This window comes from Paenibacillus sp. sptzw28, from assembly GCF_019550795.1.
Taxonomy (GTDB): Bacteria; Bacillota; Bacilli; order Paenibacillales; family Paenibacillaceae; genus Paenibacillus_Z.
Genome location: NZ_CP080545.1, coordinates 3,164,952 through 3,181,713, shown reverse-complemented (window position 1 = coordinate 3,181,713; position 16,762 = coordinate 3,164,952). Strand labels below are relative to the sequence as shown.

General features: G+C 48.4%; 16 protein-coding genes. 7 read left to right on the top strand and 9 right to left on the bottom strand.

Translation table 11 applies throughout. The annotated features are described in order from the left end of the window. Window positions 1–169: 169 nt before the first annotated feature. From KZ483_RS14220 to KZ483_RS14205, 4 genes are all read right to left on the bottom strand, one after another. Entirely contained in the window at window positions 170–538 is a 369-nt protein-coding gene (locus KZ483_RS14220; RefSeq protein ID WP_220347973.1) for a hypothetical protein, read from the bottom strand. 32 nt (window positions 539–570) lie between these two features. Then, window positions 571–1,491, bottom strand: a complete 921-nt coding sequence (locus tag KZ483_RS14215; RefSeq protein WP_258881240.1) for a pyridoxamine 5'-phosphate oxidase family protein — start codon at window positions 1,489–1,491, stop codon at window positions 571–573. Between the two features lie 135 nt (window positions 1,492–1,626). Further along, window positions 1,627–2,235 (bottom strand): CGNR zinc finger domain-containing protein, encoded by a 609-nt coding sequence (locus KZ483_RS14210; protein ID WP_220347972.1) that lies wholly within the window; start codon window positions 2,233–2,235, stop codon window positions 1,627–1,629. Window positions 2,236–2,467: 232 nt separating this feature from the next. Continuing rightward, window positions 2,468–3,817 (bottom strand): aminotransferase-like domain-containing protein, encoded by a 1,350-nt coding sequence (locus KZ483_RS14205; protein ID WP_220347971.1) that lies wholly within the window; start codon window positions 3,815–3,817, stop codon window positions 2,468–2,470. Window positions 3,818–4,031: 214 nt separating this feature from the next. On the opposite strand from KZ483_RS14205, the gene KZ483_RS14200 reads away from it, so the two are divergent. Continuing rightward, complete coding sequence (locus KZ483_RS14200; protein WP_220347970.1) at window positions 4,032–4,700, top strand: nitroreductase family protein; 669 nt, start codon at window positions 4,032–4,034, stop codon at window positions 4,698–4,700. Between the two features lie 236 nt (window positions 4,701–4,936). On the opposite strand, the gene KZ483_RS14195 is transcribed toward KZ483_RS14200, so the two are convergent. Beyond that, the gene (locus KZ483_RS14195) at window positions 4,937–7,375 is read right to left on the bottom strand and encodes a Calx-beta domain-containing protein (protein WP_220347968.1); all 2,439 of its coding nucleotides are present in this window, start codon (window positions 7,373–7,375) and stop codon (window positions 4,937–4,939) included. Window positions 7,376–7,744: 369 nt separating this feature from the next. On the opposite strand from KZ483_RS14195, the gene KZ483_RS14190 reads away from it, so the two are divergent. Beyond that, window positions 7,745–8,278, top strand: a complete 534-nt coding sequence (locus KZ483_RS14190; protein WP_220347966.1) for a DUF1003 domain-containing protein — start codon at window positions 7,745–7,747, stop codon at window positions 8,276–8,278. Window positions 8,279–8,299: 21 nt separating this feature from the next. Here the strand turns inward: KZ483_RS14190 and KZ483_RS14185 are convergent, their stop codons facing one another. Next, window positions 8,300–8,527 (bottom strand): hypothetical protein, encoded by a 228-nt coding sequence (locus tag KZ483_RS14185; RefSeq protein ID WP_220347964.1) that lies wholly within the window; start codon window positions 8,525–8,527, stop codon window positions 8,300–8,302. Between the two features lie 404 nt (window positions 8,528–8,931). Between KZ483_RS14185 and KZ483_RS14180 the strand changes: the two genes are divergently transcribed. Genes KZ483_RS14180 through KZ483_RS14165 form a run of 4 tightly spaced genes read left to right on the top strand, consistent with a single transcriptional unit; the run spans window position 8,932 to window position 12,486 of the window. Then, complete coding sequence (locus KZ483_RS14180; RefSeq protein ID WP_397376200.1) at window positions 8,932–9,852, top strand: metal ABC transporter solute-binding protein, Zn/Mn family; 921 nt, start codon at window positions 8,932–8,934, stop codon at window positions 9,850–9,852. Window positions 9,853–9,878: 26 nt separating this feature from the next. Beyond that, window positions 9,879–10,637, top strand: coding sequence for a metal ABC transporter ATP-binding protein (locus KZ483_RS14175; RefSeq protein WP_220347960.1), 759 nt, complete (start codon window positions 9,879–9,881; stop codon window positions 10,635–10,637). A gap of 17 nt (window positions 10,638–10,654) precedes the next feature. Continuing rightward, complete coding sequence (locus tag KZ483_RS14170; protein ID WP_220347958.1) at window positions 10,655–11,590, top strand: metal ABC transporter permease; 936 nt, start codon at window positions 10,655–10,657, stop codon at window positions 11,588–11,590. After that, the gene (locus KZ483_RS14165; RefSeq protein ID WP_220347957.1) at window positions 11,587–12,486 is read left to right on the top strand and encodes a metal ABC transporter permease; all 900 of its coding nucleotides are present in this window, start codon (window positions 11,587–11,589) and stop codon (window positions 12,484–12,486) included. Before KZ483_RS14170 ends, KZ483_RS14165 begins: the two co-directional genes overlap by 4 nt. A 210-nt stretch (window positions 12,487–12,696) precedes the next feature. Here the strand turns inward: KZ483_RS14165 and KZ483_RS14160 are convergent, their stop codons facing one another. Then, window positions 12,697–13,110: a DoxX family protein gene (locus KZ483_RS14160; protein ID WP_220347955.1), complete on the bottom strand. Its 414-nt coding sequence runs from the start codon at window positions 13,108–13,110 to the stop codon at window positions 12,697–12,699. Between the two features lie 128 nt (window positions 13,111–13,238). Between KZ483_RS14160 and KZ483_RS14155 the strand changes: the two genes are divergently transcribed. Next, a complete protein-coding gene (locus KZ483_RS14155; RefSeq protein WP_220347954.1) occupies window positions 13,239–13,979 on the top strand; it encodes a class I SAM-dependent methyltransferase in 741 nt (246 codons plus the stop codon). 183 nt (window positions 13,980–14,162) lie between these two features. Here the strand turns inward: KZ483_RS14155 and KZ483_RS14150 are convergent, their stop codons facing one another. Both KZ483_RS14150 and KZ483_RS14145 read right to left on the bottom strand, forming a co-directional pair. Beyond that, window positions 14,163–15,056, bottom strand: a complete 894-nt coding sequence (locus KZ483_RS14150) for a hypothetical protein (RefSeq protein WP_220347953.1) — start codon at window positions 15,054–15,056, stop codon at window positions 14,163–14,165. A 257-nt stretch (window positions 15,057–15,313) separates the two neighbouring features. Next, complete coding sequence (locus KZ483_RS14145) at window positions 15,314–16,630, bottom strand: deoxyguanosinetriphosphate triphosphohydrolase family protein (RefSeq protein ID WP_220347952.1); 1,317 nt, start codon at window positions 16,628–16,630, stop codon at window positions 15,314–15,316. Window positions 16,631–16,762 lie beyond the last annotated feature (132 nt).

The following is a 16,762-nucleotide window of genomic DNA, read 5'->3' as shown; positions in this document are numbered from 1 at the left end:
ATACTCCCCTCTAACATCTCGTTGAACTTACCGGCAGGTGGATGCTTAATGTTCTTCTCTACATTATACATGGTTCCTAGCAGTCTTAGCGCAGCGAGATAGAGAAATAGCGGACCGCTAAGGCAGCCCGCTATTTCCCGTGATTTCGTTATAAAGGACGAACATATTATTAAAGAATGATCGGTAAAAATCCGTCTTTGATATATTGAGCAAACGGAATATGTCCGCCGGTTTTCTCAATCCCCACCAACGATACCCCTGCTTTCTGGATTTCATCTTCAATATCGTGGAATCCGGAGCACGCTTGGCATCCGCCTTTAATAATCCCCGATTTCATGACTTGTTTGTACAACGAGTTGAACGGATGGTCTGCCTTGCTAAGCTCACTCGGCCATTCCGTACCGGCACCGTCGAAGAGAACCTCTACTTCATAACCCTCGTCATGCAGTTCCTGACCATATAACAAACCATGAACCGCTTTACCTACATCCTGTTGATTCGCTTGGATAATAATCACATATTTATTCGCTGTTGGCATGTACTTCATCCTCCTATAATTTGGTCGTTAATTTACAATGTTGGATTGGCCGGGGAATACTCGAATATATCCCAGCTAAGCGAAGATCTGTATTCCGTATAAATGACTTCATCGATAACAAACTGAACCAACCGTTCCGCCCCCGCAAAGCTGGATATTTCGTTCTCGTCCCAAATGATTGTCGATCGTCCGGTAAGTTGAAGGGAGTTACCGCTATCAAAATCAATAAACAATAGACTAGAGCTGGGATTGCTATAAATATTTCCGAGGGTATTGAACATGGAGTTTCCGAAGTAATCGGGGAAAAGCAGCGTGTTTGCATCGGCAACCTTTACAAATCCGGGATTCCCCCCTCGGTGAGAGACATCCGCTTTCCCTTCCAAGCTGGCGCTGCCAATGAAGAACGTGTCGCTTTTTCGAATCCATTCTTGCTGCTTCGAATTTAAGTGAAAGCTTTGCTCTACGGATTTCAGAGTTCTATGGAGGCCGCCGCTCGGTTGCAACGATCGTTTCTGTATGTACTTCGGACAGTTTCCATATACTTGCTCCGTTGTTACCGATAACCGTCGGTCTTCGTCAAAATGGCCTTGCCCGTTGATTCTCATTCGGATTCTTCTGTTGAAGTCGATCGCCAATAAGCCGATCTCCGGGTTTGATGCGATATTTCCGACCAGAGGATCGCTTGCGACTGGTATGGATATTATCCTTAACGTATTCTCGGACGTAACATTGATAAAACCCGGCTCGCCCGTTAGAAAAGAACTCCACACTCTACCATACCCGTCGACGGAAGACGCTAAGATTAGCGATTGCGTTCGAAGGAACGCCATTGCCCCTTTTAAAATCACAGGTTTTATGCCTGTTCCGTTTTGCTGCGCAACGATTTCCGCCCCCGCCAGTTTTTGCACAGTCAATTCGCCTGCATGATACACGCCGCTCACTTTTATCACCACCTTTTTTAACCTCCATACAGGTCATATGAGTATTATACACAAATTTATTTAACCTGCAAATACTATTATAGGGTATTAATAAAAACAAATAAAAAAAGAGCCTTAGAAGCGATTCTAAGGCTCGGCTAAACTTGTTTATTGATTTTTGCGCCTTTCCAGGAAAGCCGCAACTTTCATTCGGTTGCCGCATGTCTTTTGGCTGCACCAACGCCTGGTGGCGTTTTTGCTCTGATCGTAAAACAGAAGGACGCAATCCGGATTTTCGCATTTTTTGACGAGCTGCATCTCGCAATGACTGAAAAACTCAATGGCCGCCTCAGCGATCGGGGCAAGAAGGTCGGTAGGTTTCCGGACCTTCACTTCTCTTTTTTCAGCGAATCCATTCTCCATCTGAACGAGCTTCGTTGTAATTACCCGATCCCTGAGCAATCCGTTGATTTGCTCCAGATGCTCCGAAACATCGCGGCCCGCGTTCCTTTGTTCAACCAGAGACAACAACGCGCTTCGCAAAGCTCTAGCCGTCGTCACGACAGCTTCCCCTTCTTTACCGCTTCCCCATGTCCGACTGTATTCGTTCGCTTCCACTTCTATAATAAAGCGAGCTTTCACCAACCACTCCAATAGATCCGAAAAATCCGCCAATAAATCGACGGGTTTTCCGCCCACGGCAATCTTCGTGTTGATAAAATCCAAAACAGAGTGGTTGCCTATAAAATAAAAGCTCGGGGCGATTTTCTTAGGCATTTTCGTAAGGCTCCTTATTCGCAGCTTCTTTCAACAGTTCTTCGGGTAATTCCTTCCTGCTCCGGCAACTCTCGACTAGACAACCAGGGATCCAAGCACTACGGATTCCTTTGAAATGATATCTCGGTCTCCAGTCCATACTTGTTAATTCTATGGTGTCTCACCATTTTCCTTTTCTTGCCTTTGTTTACTCAACAACCTTGCTTCCGGGAACCGGTGGTGTATTCCGCCATTAAGATGGGGACTTCACTTCCCGCCTCGCTTCCTCGATGATCTCCCTAATCCCCTCCTCGATTTGCTCCGGCTGCGCCCGTGAGATGCTGATCCTCAGAAACTTCTCCCGTTTCAAATAATTCGATAAATAAAACCGCTTGCCGGAGACGACAATAATATCCTTTGCCGCAAGCCGCTCTATTAGGCGTTCAAGATTGACCGTTTGCGGCAGCTTGAACTGCACGTAAACGCCGGTGCGGACTTCCGATATTTCGAGTATTACTTCATCGTTATATCGCTGTACGGCCTCGTTCAGTGTTTGAAGCCGCGCAGTATATTGGCTGCGTATTTTGCGTTTGTGCCGTTCGTACATGCCGTTTTTGATATATACTTCGAGCGCCGCCTGGGACAGCTGCGAGGTGTCCGCGTATCTTTTGTATTCGTGGAATGTCTGGAGCAGCTTTTCCGGCAAGACGGCGGCGCCGACCCTTAGTCCCGGGAAAATGATTTTCGAGAAGCTCTTCAAATAAACGACGTGCGACGTACCGTTATAGGCGTAAATAGGGTCTGAGCCCGGTTCTTCGCCCAAATCGGCCATGTAATCGTCCTCCACGACGTATACGTCATATTTGCTGGCCAAACGGGCGATCGTTTTCCTCACATCCGCGCTATAAGATGTACCGAGCGGACAGTGGTGCCTCGACATGGTGTAGAAGAACTTGATGCCGCCAAGTCTGAATTTCTCCTCGAGCTCCCGCAAATCAATGCCAGCCATCGTACGGGCGATACCGGAGACCGGAATACCCTCCATTTCTAAAAACCGTAAGTAATTATCGTAGCTAGGCTGTTCGACCAGGATGACCGATTTCCCATTTGGAAACGGCATTTTCGCCAATATTTCGAGTGCCGGCTGCGCACCCGACGTTACGACGATCCGCTCCGCTTTGGTAAATACTTGATCTCCAGCCAAATGGGAAACGAGCGTATGACGAAGCGTCTCCAGCCCTTTTGAATCACCGCAGGTGAACAGATCGTATTTGTAAGTGTCTAAAGCTTTGTTCAAGCAGTGCTGGAAATCCAAATACGGAAATACGCTTGGATCCGGCGACGCAGAGGCGAAATCGATCGTCCTGCTCTCCGTGACGCCGAGCCGGTTCCCCGACTTTTCCACTATATAATAGCCGCTTTGAGCAATCGAGTAAATGGCGTGGCGTTTTTCCAATTCCGCATATGCCCGTGTAATCGTGTTGACACTGCAGCCATACAGCTTCGCGGCATTTCGGACGGAAGGAAGCTTCTGGCCCGAAGCGAGCTGACCTTCATGGATTTTTTGCTCCATATCGATAAGAATATCCAAATATTTTTTCATTCCGCTCCCCCTGCTCACTCAGCCATTATATTATACCGGTTAACTGTATTGATACACTTTGGGAAAAATGCTATTGTTTCAAGCCGAAGATCGGCATATCATTTCAATTAACGGATCCGGTTCGCGAACGATCTATCCAAGCCGTAGGAAAATATGACTGGTATTAATATCCAGATTCAGTGCAGATTATTCATTCAAAGGAGTCGATTAAGAAATGTTATCCGCTGCGAAAACCGAATTTTTGACCATATTCCGTGAACGTCATTCCGTCAGACATTTTGATGCATCGCACAAACTCAGAGAACAAGAAATTAAGGAACTCCTTGAAATAGCGGGCAGCGCGCCGTCGTCTTGGAATCTTCAGCATTGGAAGTTCGTCGCCATTACCGATGCGGCAGCCAAGGCAAAGCTGCTTCCAATCGCGCACGGTCAAAAGCAAGTCGTGGGCGCTTCCGTTACCGTCGCCATACTCGGGGACCTGCAGGCCAATCGCAATACCGAAGCAGTGTACAGACCCGCCATCCAGACGGGACTTGAAGATGCTTATGCGGGCTATTCCTCCTATCCGGCCATGGTCGCTCAAATCGAAGATTCTTACGCGAACGCATCTCCCACCTATCGGCGCGACGAAGCGATTCGCAACGCATCACTTGCCGCCATGCAGCTTATGCTCGCCGCGAAAGCGAAAGGTCTCGACTCAAGCCCTATGGTCGGCTTCGACGCCGATGCCTTCGTCAAAGCGTTCAATGTCCCGCCGCGTTATGTTCCGGTCCTGCTCGTAGCCATTGGCAAGGCTGCAATCCCTGCCCGGCCTTCCTCACGCTTCCCGGTGGAGCAGACGATTATCTGGAACGGGTTTGAACCCGATGCCGATCATATGTAATTGGATATCGCAAGAGTTTTTGAGCATGAGTTGGAAAATAAAAAGATGGCCGGTGTATCGACCATCTTTTTTGGCTTCCTCTTCAACTACCACGTAATGATCGGCCCCACAAGCTTCGCCAAATATTGTCGGGATCCAGCCCGTCGGAACTTTTTGAATCGAGAGACAGAATTAATAGGGTAAAAATAAAAAAGCCGCAGCTTGGCGGCTTAATATGTGGGGTTCAAATTCGGCTTCTACCTTAAATGGTCTTGGTCGAAAATATATACTTCTGTCGAAGCCTGCGCGCCGAGGCTTGCACCTGGGGACGGGTTCGAGAGCCGGACGGAGAAAGTTTCCTTATATTCAATAAGGGTATCATCAGGGATTGATAACCGAATCGTTTTTACCGTCTCTCCGGGCGCGAATTTCAGTACGCCCGATACAGGTGTAAAATCTTTAACCGCAGCCGCTGTCCCAGCAGAGGATTCGTACTGAACGGAAGCCTCGTTTCCGGTATTGCCGGAACGGACTACCTTTACATCGATCCTCCCCGTTTCCTCCACCACATTATAGGTTGACGCCTTAAACTCCAGCTTGGCTGGTGCTGCGTCACGAATTACCATTATCGTATGCGTATTATTGCCGGCAGTCCTCGCCTGCAGGCCGGTAACTGGAACCTGGACATCAACCGTATTCACCCCGACGTTCAGACTTAGGGCGGCACTCGCGCTGCCGCTGGCTACGGACACATAGTCACCGCCGTTTACCCTTACCTGAACGGCTGCAGAGGAATCCGATACGGTCGGCATTACCTTTATAGAGGTGATGCTATTGTCAACGTGCGTTTCATAGTTCATCGTATCAGGGGCGAAGGAAGGACTGAGTGTGGCTCCAGGGAGCGTCAGACCGGTGAGCTGCACAGTGCCGTTTTGTATCGGTTCCGATTGCACTACCGTTTCACTCTCGCCAACCGCGACGAACGAGCTACCGCCGAAAGTTATTCCTGTCAGCGATTTGGAAACGCCGGAAGCCCGGGTTGTCCAGTTCGTGCCGTCACTGGAGGTAAGTATCGTACCAAGCGAGCCTGTCACGACATACACCCCGTTGCCGTACGCGGCGCCACATAGGTATACTGATGTTCCGGATGATTGCTTTGTCCAGCTTGTCCCGTTGCTTGAGGTCAGAATAGTACCGTTCAATCCGGTGGCCACATAAATGCCGTCGCCGAAAGCTGCTCCCATAAGAGTATCCGTTGTCCCTGAGGATTGCGAAGTCCAACTCACGCCATCATTTGAAGTAAGAATGGCGCCCCCGCCTCCCACAGCAGCATAAGTACCGCCACCAAAAGAGATATCTTCCAGTTGATTCGCAGTTCCGGATGTACGGACCGTCCAACCGGCACCGTCAGTTGAGGTCAGAATCGTTCCATAGTCTCCGACTGCCACAAAGCTTCCGTTTCCATAAATAACGCCTCTAAGATAATTTGAAGTTCCGGACGAGCGGCTCGTCCAGTTTACCCCGTCACCGGAGGTCAAGATCGTACCCATCATGCCTACCGCTACATAGGTCCCATTGGCGTAAGCAATATCGGTAAGCCCTCTTGAGGCGCCCGGTTTCCTGCTTGTCCAGACCATTCCGTCACTTGAGGTCAGTATATCCCCGTTCAGCCCGACCGCCGCATATATTCCTCCGCCGTAAGTGATACCGGAAAGCCGGTTTCTGCTGTCCGAAATACGCTGCGTGCGGTTGGTCCAGTCCATGCCGTCGCTGGAGGTCAATATCGTACCCGAATTTCCGACGGCGACATAAATGTCGCTACCATATGTTAAACCGTTAAGCCAATTGACACCTGCAGGAGTGGAGTCTTGCCAGTTCACACCGTCATTGGAGGTACGGATCGCACCGCCTAGCCCGTCCCTTTCGACTCCGACTGCCACATACGTGCCGCTGCCGGCCGCGGCGTCAAAGAAAGTGCTGACCCCCCAAATACTTTGGCTGTTCCAGCTTGAAGCGTCTGCGGAGGTAAGAATCGTGCCAAGTCCTCCCACTGCCATATAACCGCCGTTGTGGTAGCTAAGTTCATGCAGCATTTCCAGTGTATCGTAGGAACGCTTCTGCCAGGCTGACCCATCAGAGGAGGTCAGGATCATTCCGCTGTTACCCACTGCCACGAATGTCCCGTTATCGAAACTGATCCCTGCGATAAAATTCTCGGTTCCGGACGCTTGGCTCTGCCAACTGACACCATCAGCCGACGTTAGAATAGTTCCATCCCATCCCACAGTTACAAAAATCCCGTTTCCAAAGGCAATGTCATGAAGCGCTTTCACAGTGCCTGAAGGCCGGATTGTCCAGCTTGCGCCATCATTCGAGGTCACAATAGCGCCTTCTCTGCCTACCGCGACATAAGTTCCGTTAAAATAACCGATGCCGTTCAGATCGCTTTGAATACCCGAATCCTGAACTGACCAATTCACACCGTCGCTGGAGAGCAATATCGTGCCGCTCTCTCCAACTGCGACGTACTGGCCGTTGCCGTATGTAACCTCCTCCAAGTCATTAGCCGTGGGCAGCGGATTTCGGATATGCCACTCGTCAAGTGGTTCTCCATACGCATACGAAGGTATGATTCCGGCCAGCAGCACAATTACCGTTACAACAAAGAAAGTGAACCTGCGCCTGAGCATTTTCATAAACGACTCCTTCCTTTCGACATTATAATTTGTAAGAAGACACTGCGAGTTTAAAGCGGTCTCAGTATTTCTTTATTTCTCCAGTATGTCAGAATATCCATATTATGTTAATCATTCTTTAGTCCCAATACCTTGTAGAAAAATGTCTATTCAGCAAAAAAATTTGATGCAGCGGCAAATATCAGGTACATAATCCCCCTTTATGGAAAAATATGTTTATTTTTGTCGGTATAGTTGTTCTCGGCCCATTACACGGTAACCATTCAAATAAAGTATTGCAGACTGACATAACGTGACAGGTTATTTCTTTTGCCAAGGGGGTATATGGTCTTAGGGGCGGCCATCTTTAACTTAAGGAGGAATTTACCCATGAACCAAGAGAACCACGAAACCTCATTGCTTGAATGTTTGGAGGAAGAAGCTAAAGAGGCCGAGCAAGCGAATGAACTGGAGGAAGAACATTTACTTCGAATCACTGAATTAGTGAGCGATTATAAAGGCGCCGTGAAATCCAGGTTAAGTCAGGAGCAAGATAAAAAGACCAGATGGAGCGACAGGCTTGCTGATAAGATAGCATCTTTTGGCGGAAGCTGGTCGTTTATCGTCATATTCGGGCTGTTCCTATTAGTATGGATGCTGTGGAATACCCTGAGCGGCAAATTGAAGTTCGACCCCCCTCCTTTTATTCTTCTGAATCTTTGCTTGTCTTTTATCGCCGCATTTCAAGCGCCTGTCATTCTGATGAGCCAAAATCGTCAGGAGGCCCGCGACAAGCATGAGGCGATGATCGACTTTGCCATCAACTATAAAGCGGAAGAAGAAAATATCGAGATGCAGCGTCAGCTCAAACGGATCGAAGACATGTTGGTAAAACTCGTGGAGGATAAAGAAAAGCAGCCGTAAGTGAAAAATTTGTTAATGTCATTAAACGCCTCTTCGATATTTTCGTTCGCTGGAGGAGCTGTGTTTGGTCGACTCTTTTTGTTTCTCTTCCTCTTGCTCAATATTGAGGTCTTCTACCGGTATAGGATCGACGGTACGCTCGGATTCGAAGCGATCGAATAAGCTCTCGTTATCGGTCGGATATTGCTCCGGGTGATCACGATTGCCCTGCTGTACAATCTTTTTCTTATTTTTCTTCGACGGTTTCAATATTTTCACCTCACTCTGTATTGATAGTTCTATATACCTTTTATGCTTCAATATCAAACATTCTGTGCCGCGGACTGTCTTATGGCTGCTTACTTGCGGTAAATGCCGCTGCGGGACTGTCTTCCTGAATGAATAAACCCAACAAAAACTTTCCCGCGGGAAAGTTTTTGTTGTACAGGCAATTATTTTGAGGTAGGATAATAATATAGGTAGCGGGCAATAAGGTGTTTATTTTTTTACTTAAAATGTTTCCCTGGAGAAAAATAATTGTTCTCAGGAAAGAGGTTCCGTTACCCTTACTTTGAAATTGATTGATAGAGTGACCATTTAACCGATTGTCCAGAAGGGGAGATTATGACATGCAAGCAAATCAAACGGTAAGACTCAAAGCCTACGTAAACAGAATGTTTCTCGCATTCACCTTCATCGGGTTTGCAGCTTTTATCTCGGCCTGCGGCAGCAGTGAACCGACTCCGTCAGATTCGGACGGCAAAATAAAAATAACGACGACGATCGGCATGATCGCCGATATGGTCAAACAAGTTGGCGGCGAGCACGTAGAAGTAACGGGACTTATGAAAGCCGGCGTCGACCCTCATCTGTATAAAGCGTCGCAAGGCGATATCGAGAAGCTCGACAACGCCGAAATCATCTTCTATAACGGTCTGCACTTGGAAGGGAAAATGGTTGAAATATTCGAGAATATGGCGAAGAAGAAAACCGTAATTGCCGTATCGGATAAAATTGACCGCTCCACGCTGCGGTCCGGTGCGGAAATGGAAACCGAGTACGACCCTCATATCTGGTTCGATGTAAGGCATTGGATGACGGCGACCGAATCGGTGCGGGACACTCTTGTGGAGAAGGATCCGGAGAATGCCGATGACTACCGCAACAACGCTGAAAACTATTTGAAGCAGTTAAGGCTGCTGCACGATGAGGTAGCGGAGAAAATCAAATCCATTCCGGAAGCGAGCCGCGTGCTCGTCACCGCACATGATGCATTCGGATATTTCGGAGACGCCTATGGCATTAAAGTTATGGGACTTCAAGGGATTAGCACAGCTTCGGAAGCCGGTACGAAGGACGTGACTGATTTGCGGGATTATCTGGTTGAAAACAAAATCAAGGCTGTATTTATTGAATCCAGTGTTCCCCGCAAGGCAATTGACGCCGTCATTCAGGGCGCCAAAGCAAAAGGACATGAAATGAATATCGGCGGCGAATTATTCTCCGACGCTATGGGCGAAGAAGGAACGCCGGAAGGAACTTATATCGGAATGGTGCGTCATAACGTTGAAATCATCGTCGGCGCTTTGAAGTAGCAATTATCGGTCAGGAGGAATGAGGCATGCAGGCAAGCCCTTTATCGATCCGCAACCTGTCGGTCGCTTATCAGAAAAAACCGGTACTCCGAGATGTCAGCTTTGAAGCTCCCGAGGGAAAGCTCATCGGAATCGTCGGTCCCAACGGAGCCGGTAAATCCACATTAATCAAGGCAGCATTAGGGCTTATCCCCCGTCTGTCCGGCGACGTGTCGATATATGGCAAGCCCTATTCGCAGCAGCGGAAGCTGGTCGGTTATGTCCCCCAGCGGGAATCGGTAGACTGGGATTTTCCTACGAACGCGCTTGATGTTGTCATGATGGGGCGATACGGACACCTTGGCTGGTTCAGACGCCCGGGAAGCAGCGAAAGAAGATTCGCAATGGAGTGTCTCGCAAAAGTCGGGATGACCGAATATGCCGACAGACAGATCAGCCAGCTTTCCGGCGGGCAGCAGCAGCGGATATTCCTTGCCAGAGCATTGGCGCAGGATGCCAACCTTTATTTTATGGATGAACCGTTTGTCGGTGTTGACGCGGCAACGGAGAAAGCGATCATTTCGCTGCTTAACGAGTTGAAGACACAAGGAAAAACGGTGCTGGTCGTCCATCACGACCTCGCTACCGTTAAAGAATATTTCGATTGGGTAATGCTCCTCAATGAGCGAATCATCGATTTTGGTCCTGCTGAGGAGACCTTTACGACTGACAAACTTCAGCAAACCTACGGGGGCCGGTTAACGATACTGGATAACAGCAGCCAATCGGCTCTGATCATGAAATAACAAGGCAGGTGTAGGGCATGTTTGAATGGTTGAAAGTGTTCCAGGATCCTAACACACAGTGGATATTATTCGGCTGCATGCTGCTTGGTTTAAGCAGCGGCGTCATCGGAAGCTTTGCTTATTTGCGGAAACAATCCTTAATGGGCGACGCATTATCGCACGCGGCGCTGCCCGGAATATGCATCGCCTTCATGCTCAGCGGCTCCAAATCCATTCTGTTGTTTCTGATCGGGGCCGCCGCCGCAGGTATCGTCGCCACCTTCGGGATCGGATATATTACGCGTAACACAAGAATCAAGCAGGACTCGGCTTTGGCAATCGTTCTTTCCGTATTCTTCGGCTTCGGGATCGTATTGCTTACGCAAATCCAGCACAGCGGCGACGGCAATCAAAGCGGACTGGATAAGTTTCTGTTCGGTCAGGCCGCGTCCATGATGCTGTCAGACGTAATCATTATGACTGGGATCTCCGTCCTCTTAATCGGCGTATGCTCCCTACTCTTCAAGGAATTCAAGCTGCTCAGCTTCGATCCCGGGTTTGCCCGTGGATTGGGATATCCGGTTGCTTTCCTGGATCAGCTGATCATGTTTCTGATAGTCATCGCAGTCGTTGTCGGCATACAGGCCGTTGGTGTTGTGCTTATGTCAGCCCTGTTGATCACCCCCGCTGTATCGGCACGCTACTGGACCGAGAAGCTTGGGGTTATGGTTGTGCTATCAGGCTTGTTCGGCGCATTCAGCGGGTTGGCCGGCACCTTCATCAGCGCAAACGGCAATAATTTGCCAACGGGACCGTTAACCGTGCTTGCGTCCACCTCCCTCTTCGTTATATCAGTCATCGCCGCGCCTAGGCGTGGTGTTCTGTCGAAACTGCTGCTTCGCGCATCTGTACGGAGCAGCATGAGGCGCGAGCAGGCAGTCCTTCAAATAGAACGGAGGGACGAAGCGTTATGAGTACCTTCTGGATTATATTAACGGGAGCGCTGGTTGCAGGCACCTGCGGCCTTGTCGGCTGTTTTCTCGTCCTTAGGAGGATGGCGATGGTCGGGGATGCGATCAGTCATTCCGTCCTTCCGGGTATCGTAATCGCCTTCCTCATCAGCGGATCAAGAGATTCCTTGTTCATGCTGCTGGGAGCCGCCGCACTGGGACTGATTACCGTGTTTCTTATCCAATTGTTTCATCAAAGCGGCGTACAGTCCGATGCCTCAATTGGTGTTGTGTTTACCGCTCTATTCGCAATCGGTATCGTTCTGATCAGTATATTTACGAGGGATATTGACCTGGATCTCGACTGTGTTCTTTATGGCGAGATTGCCTATGTTCCGTGGAATACGATTCAACTTGCCGGAATAGATATCGGACCTAAGGCGGTTTGGGGAGTCGGCCTTGCGTTTCTGTTAAGTATTGGCGTCATTACCGCATTCTATAAGCAGTTTAAAATTTGCTCGTTCGATCCGGCCATGGCCGCGGCTGTCGGTATCCCGGTTGCATTCTTTCACTACCTGCTTATGGGGCTCGTTTCCGTCAGCACTGTTGCTTCCTTCGAAAGTGTAGGAGCGATTCTGGTGGTGGGAATGCTGGTCGTGCCTCCGGCAACGGCATATCTGCTTACAGAGAAATTGAGTCGTATGATGATTTATAGTGTAACTATCGGCTTCTGCAGCTCCGTAATCGGCTACTATACGGCACATGCATTGGATGCTTCTATCGCAGGGTGTATGATCAGTGTCGCCGGTATATTCTTTCTTCTTGCTTTATTATTCTCGCCAACTCATGGCGTAATATTACGCAAATTTAATAAGAGGCGTCTGTCGGAGTCTTATGCGGCGACTCCGTCGAAAAAATAACGAAAATTCTTAATAAAACGATGCATGGATTGTAAGCCGTTCAGAGAACACAGGATTGGGTAACATAATAATTATTATGTTACCCAATCCTGAAACCGGTACGCCGAGTTTGTCCTGACAGAAATCACTAAAAGCCTCAGGGACAGCTCTTAATCCGGTCGGTTTCTTATTAAACCTGATAATTCCGCATCTTATTCGGCGATTGCTAGCTCAGCCCTGCAATTTCACTGTAGCCCCTTGCTTTCTGCGGTTCAATAAGTTATCCAGTGAGAAATACGGATGACCGGCAGCCGTAAAGAACAGTGACATCGACAACAGCGCAATTTCATACTCATAACCTCCGACAAAACCTGCCTTCAACTTTACCTTTAAGATTGCGACCAGCATAATAAGCGCGAATAACGCAGCGATTACGCGTGTACCAAGGCCGAGAATGATAAGAATACCCCCGACGAGCTCGATCGTTCCGACTGCGTATGCCAAGAACCCTGGAATGCCCATGCTTTGGAAGAAGCCTGCCGTATTGCCGATCCCACCCTGAAACTTCTGAAGCCCATGCATGAAGAAAATGACGCCAAGAACGAACCGAATGATCAAACCACCGATTTGCACATTTTTTTCCATAAACTATTCCTCCTTTAAAATTTAAAACAAGCTCAACAACAATTTACACTACTCATTGTAGTGTTAAAAGCCAAGGGGTGTCAAGTCGACTATAGCACTAGAACCAACGAATTCCATAATTTACATGAATGCTTGATCTAATAACGAGTTATATTACTTCCGTTAACTATGAAACGGTGGTGACAACAAACGTTATGCCTCTTTCCCCCCGCTTATATCACTGGTTTGTGCGTCCGCAATGGCTGACGAGAAAATACATCCATGAGCACATCAAGAATCACTTTGAATTGGATAATAAAATCATACTCGATTTCGGATCGGGAACCGGTGCTAATTGTTCCATATGCACTCCCGGCCATTATATAGGTATTGAGCCCGATAAAGAGAGGGTAAATCTGGCTAAACATCTTTATCCCGATCATAATTTTGTCATATTTGATGAGCAGCGTATCCCGTCAAACGACGATTCGTTTGATTATATTTTTGTAATTGCCGTTCTGCACCATATTCCTGACGAGCTAATAAGGAATTATCTGCTGGAGTTCGAGCGAGTATTGAAACCGGATGGAAAAATCATTGTAATGGAGCCTTATCTGAGAGAAAACACGCAATTCAGCAACCGTTTTATGAACTGGTATGATGACGGCGAGCACATACGGGACGAAACTAGCTATTTAAACTTATTTAAGTCAAACCGCTATGAGTGCAGCGTACTTCACAAGTTTAAGAAGTGCTTTGTGTACAATGAACTGTTTTTCTCGGCGACCCCAATGGTAAAATCGGCCGAAAGTGCATACGATATGGACGTCTCCCTTATGCCAGGCCTGGAATTCGAATACGAAGATGCACAATATCAAGGGTCATATTAAACAACTGTCCGCTTTTTAATTTAATCACGTTAATTAACTAGTTAATGTGATTAATTTTCCAATACGAGAAATTTAATTAATATCATTAATTAAATAAGCATCTTCGGAATGACTCCCAGCCACACTCTTAAAATGTCAAAAAGCCCGAATTCTCGGGCTTTTTCTTGTGCTCCGGTATGGATGTTACACGTTTAACCGCCGCTGCATCATCGCGGCTACATCTTCCGTCTTCTCCCATACATAAGGTTGTATTTGCTTTATTCGCACTCTCAAATTATCCGCGTTGAGCCGATTGACGGTCAGGATGACCGGGATCTGCATGCCCAGCGCAAATCCCGCAGCAAAGTAAATCTCGGGTTCGCCGCTTGCGATATCTGCCAATATCAGCTTGCACTCGGAGATGAGACGAACCGTATCTTCACCGCTGCTCTCCGCTTGCAAATCATCGGACATTCGTGGCAAATAACCGCACTGTTCCAGCTTCGGCAGTACATTCTCTTTCCACTCCTCGCGCAGCTGCTCCTCGTTTGGAAGATAAACGAGGCAGGGCTTCAATCTCTTTCCTCCTGCACGTGCTGCAGCTTCGCGCCATCCAGATTCAGTCAATTTAAAAGTTGTTCCGATCCGTTCGATCAACAGTTCGTCCTTTAGCTTCTCGATAATATATACAAGCTCCTGCAGGTTGGGAGAATACGTAAGATTGCAGCTCTCCGAAAGCCGGTGTATGATGACCGGATCCCCCGGCGCACTTGAGTTCCGATGCAAGTAAAGAAGAAGCCTGCCGGCCTTCTCATCCATCGTACCGGGTATGCGCGGGGAATTGATCACCGATTCCAAATCTGCGAACGATAACAGGACCGTTTCATTGCAATCGGTCGTCTCTCTGATATATCCGGAGAGGATAGGAAACCACTGTCGTTTCTCCTGATACGACAGTTCATGATATAGATCGTAGCTGTCTCTTTTCAGACTATAAAACCCGCCCGGCGCGCATGAGCAGCCTACATACCGGTCATAGTCGCCTTGCGGCTGAAGCGGAACAATTTTGTCGCAAAACAAACAACGTTTCATTTCCATTGCCGTAATCACCCCTCAACTTATCTTTCGCACAGTTTACAGGATAACAGGGTGTACAGGCGATTAAGATTCTCTCATAACGTTAAATATTTCCTCATAATACCGTACATCTCCAGGTTGCCCTGAAACAGAAACAGTTCCAGCGTACAAGAACTGAAAGTTCTGCCGGTTGCTTACCCGTTTATATTCACAACAAACAAGACCGTTCAACTTTCGAACGGTGCTGGCATGTTAGGTACACGGCTCTTGCCGCAGCTTTAATCCATCTCATAGATGGAGCCTGAACGGCTGGCGAAAAATTCGGCATAGACTTTCTCGGCGTATGCGTCAGTCATTCCGGAGATATAGTCCGCCGCCATCCGCTCCCAAGACCATTTCCCCTTGTGTTGCTCATAGCTTTCCAGCCAATCCGGCGGAATAATCAATCTTCCTGTGTCTACCCTTTTGAAGCTGTCCCAGAGCCGCTTAATCATAATCTCGCTTCGCTTGTGCAGACGCTGTACACGAAAATCCTTGATCAACGTAACCCAGGCAAGTTTCTTGAGAATTTCCATTGTGCGCAGAAGCTCCAGATCCTGCCGGCCTTCCCGGGTAAAAGTGACACGCTTCCAGCCTGTGGCTGGGTCGTCGATGATACCAACCTCGCTCGCGAATTTCCGGACCCACCTTGCTTTCATCTCGCGTCTGGTCCTCGAAGGCTCCCGGCCGCATTCCACATATATGTCTTCCCACTGCTGCACATACTGGCTCAGTACCTGCTTCACCATGTCATTCATATCGACATGTTCCCAGTCTACTTTCGAATGGTTCGGATCGTTAACTATTTCTTGCACCACGTGTTCGATCAGGCGGTCATCCTCGAACAAATCGCGGTTCATCTGGATTTTACCCGCCCGAATGCCATCCTCGATGTCGTGAGTGGAATAAGCGATATCATCGCATAAATCCATTAACTGTGCCTCGAGCGTTGCGCAGCCTTCCGGCATCTGCCAAGTTTGCCGCAGAAAATTGATTCCCTCCCACTCCATCTTATAGACGCCCTTAAGACGACCAGGCTCATCGATGCAGAATGGATATTTATTGATCGCCAGAAGAACGGCTGCGGTAAGATCCAGCCCGCTGTCGCTGCCTGCCCGTTTCTCCAGAAACATTAATATGCGGAAGTTCTGCGCGTTGCCCTCATAGGAGAGGCCAAATTCATCCGTAAGAAGCCGGTTGAGCACCTCTTCTCCCTTGTGGCCGAACGGCGGATGTCCCAAATCGTGTGCGAGTGATGCGCATTCGACCACTTCAGGGTCCATCGTCAAGCCAGGATGCTCCTTCTTCGCAAGGAACGGATAATTCTTGCCCAGACGCCTGGCAACCTCTCGGGCAATTTGGGACACTTCAAGAGAATGAGTCAACCGGGTTCGGTAATAGTCGCCCGAGCCTGCGCCGAACACTTGCGATTTCCCCTGCAGCCTGCGAAAGGCGGGGGATTGAATCAAACGGGCATAGTCCTTCTCGTATTCATCCCGGTCCTCGCTGGAGTGGATATTTTCCGTATCATGTAACCTTATTTTACGTACATTCATGTCGATTCCCTACGTTTCTCTCGCATATCCGGTTGTTCGTGCGTTTGTTCCGGTATTTATATTTTATGAATAACATTACCGAATAGCAACATGACAAATTGGCGTCACATTTGTGTCACGCCAGTTCGTCGG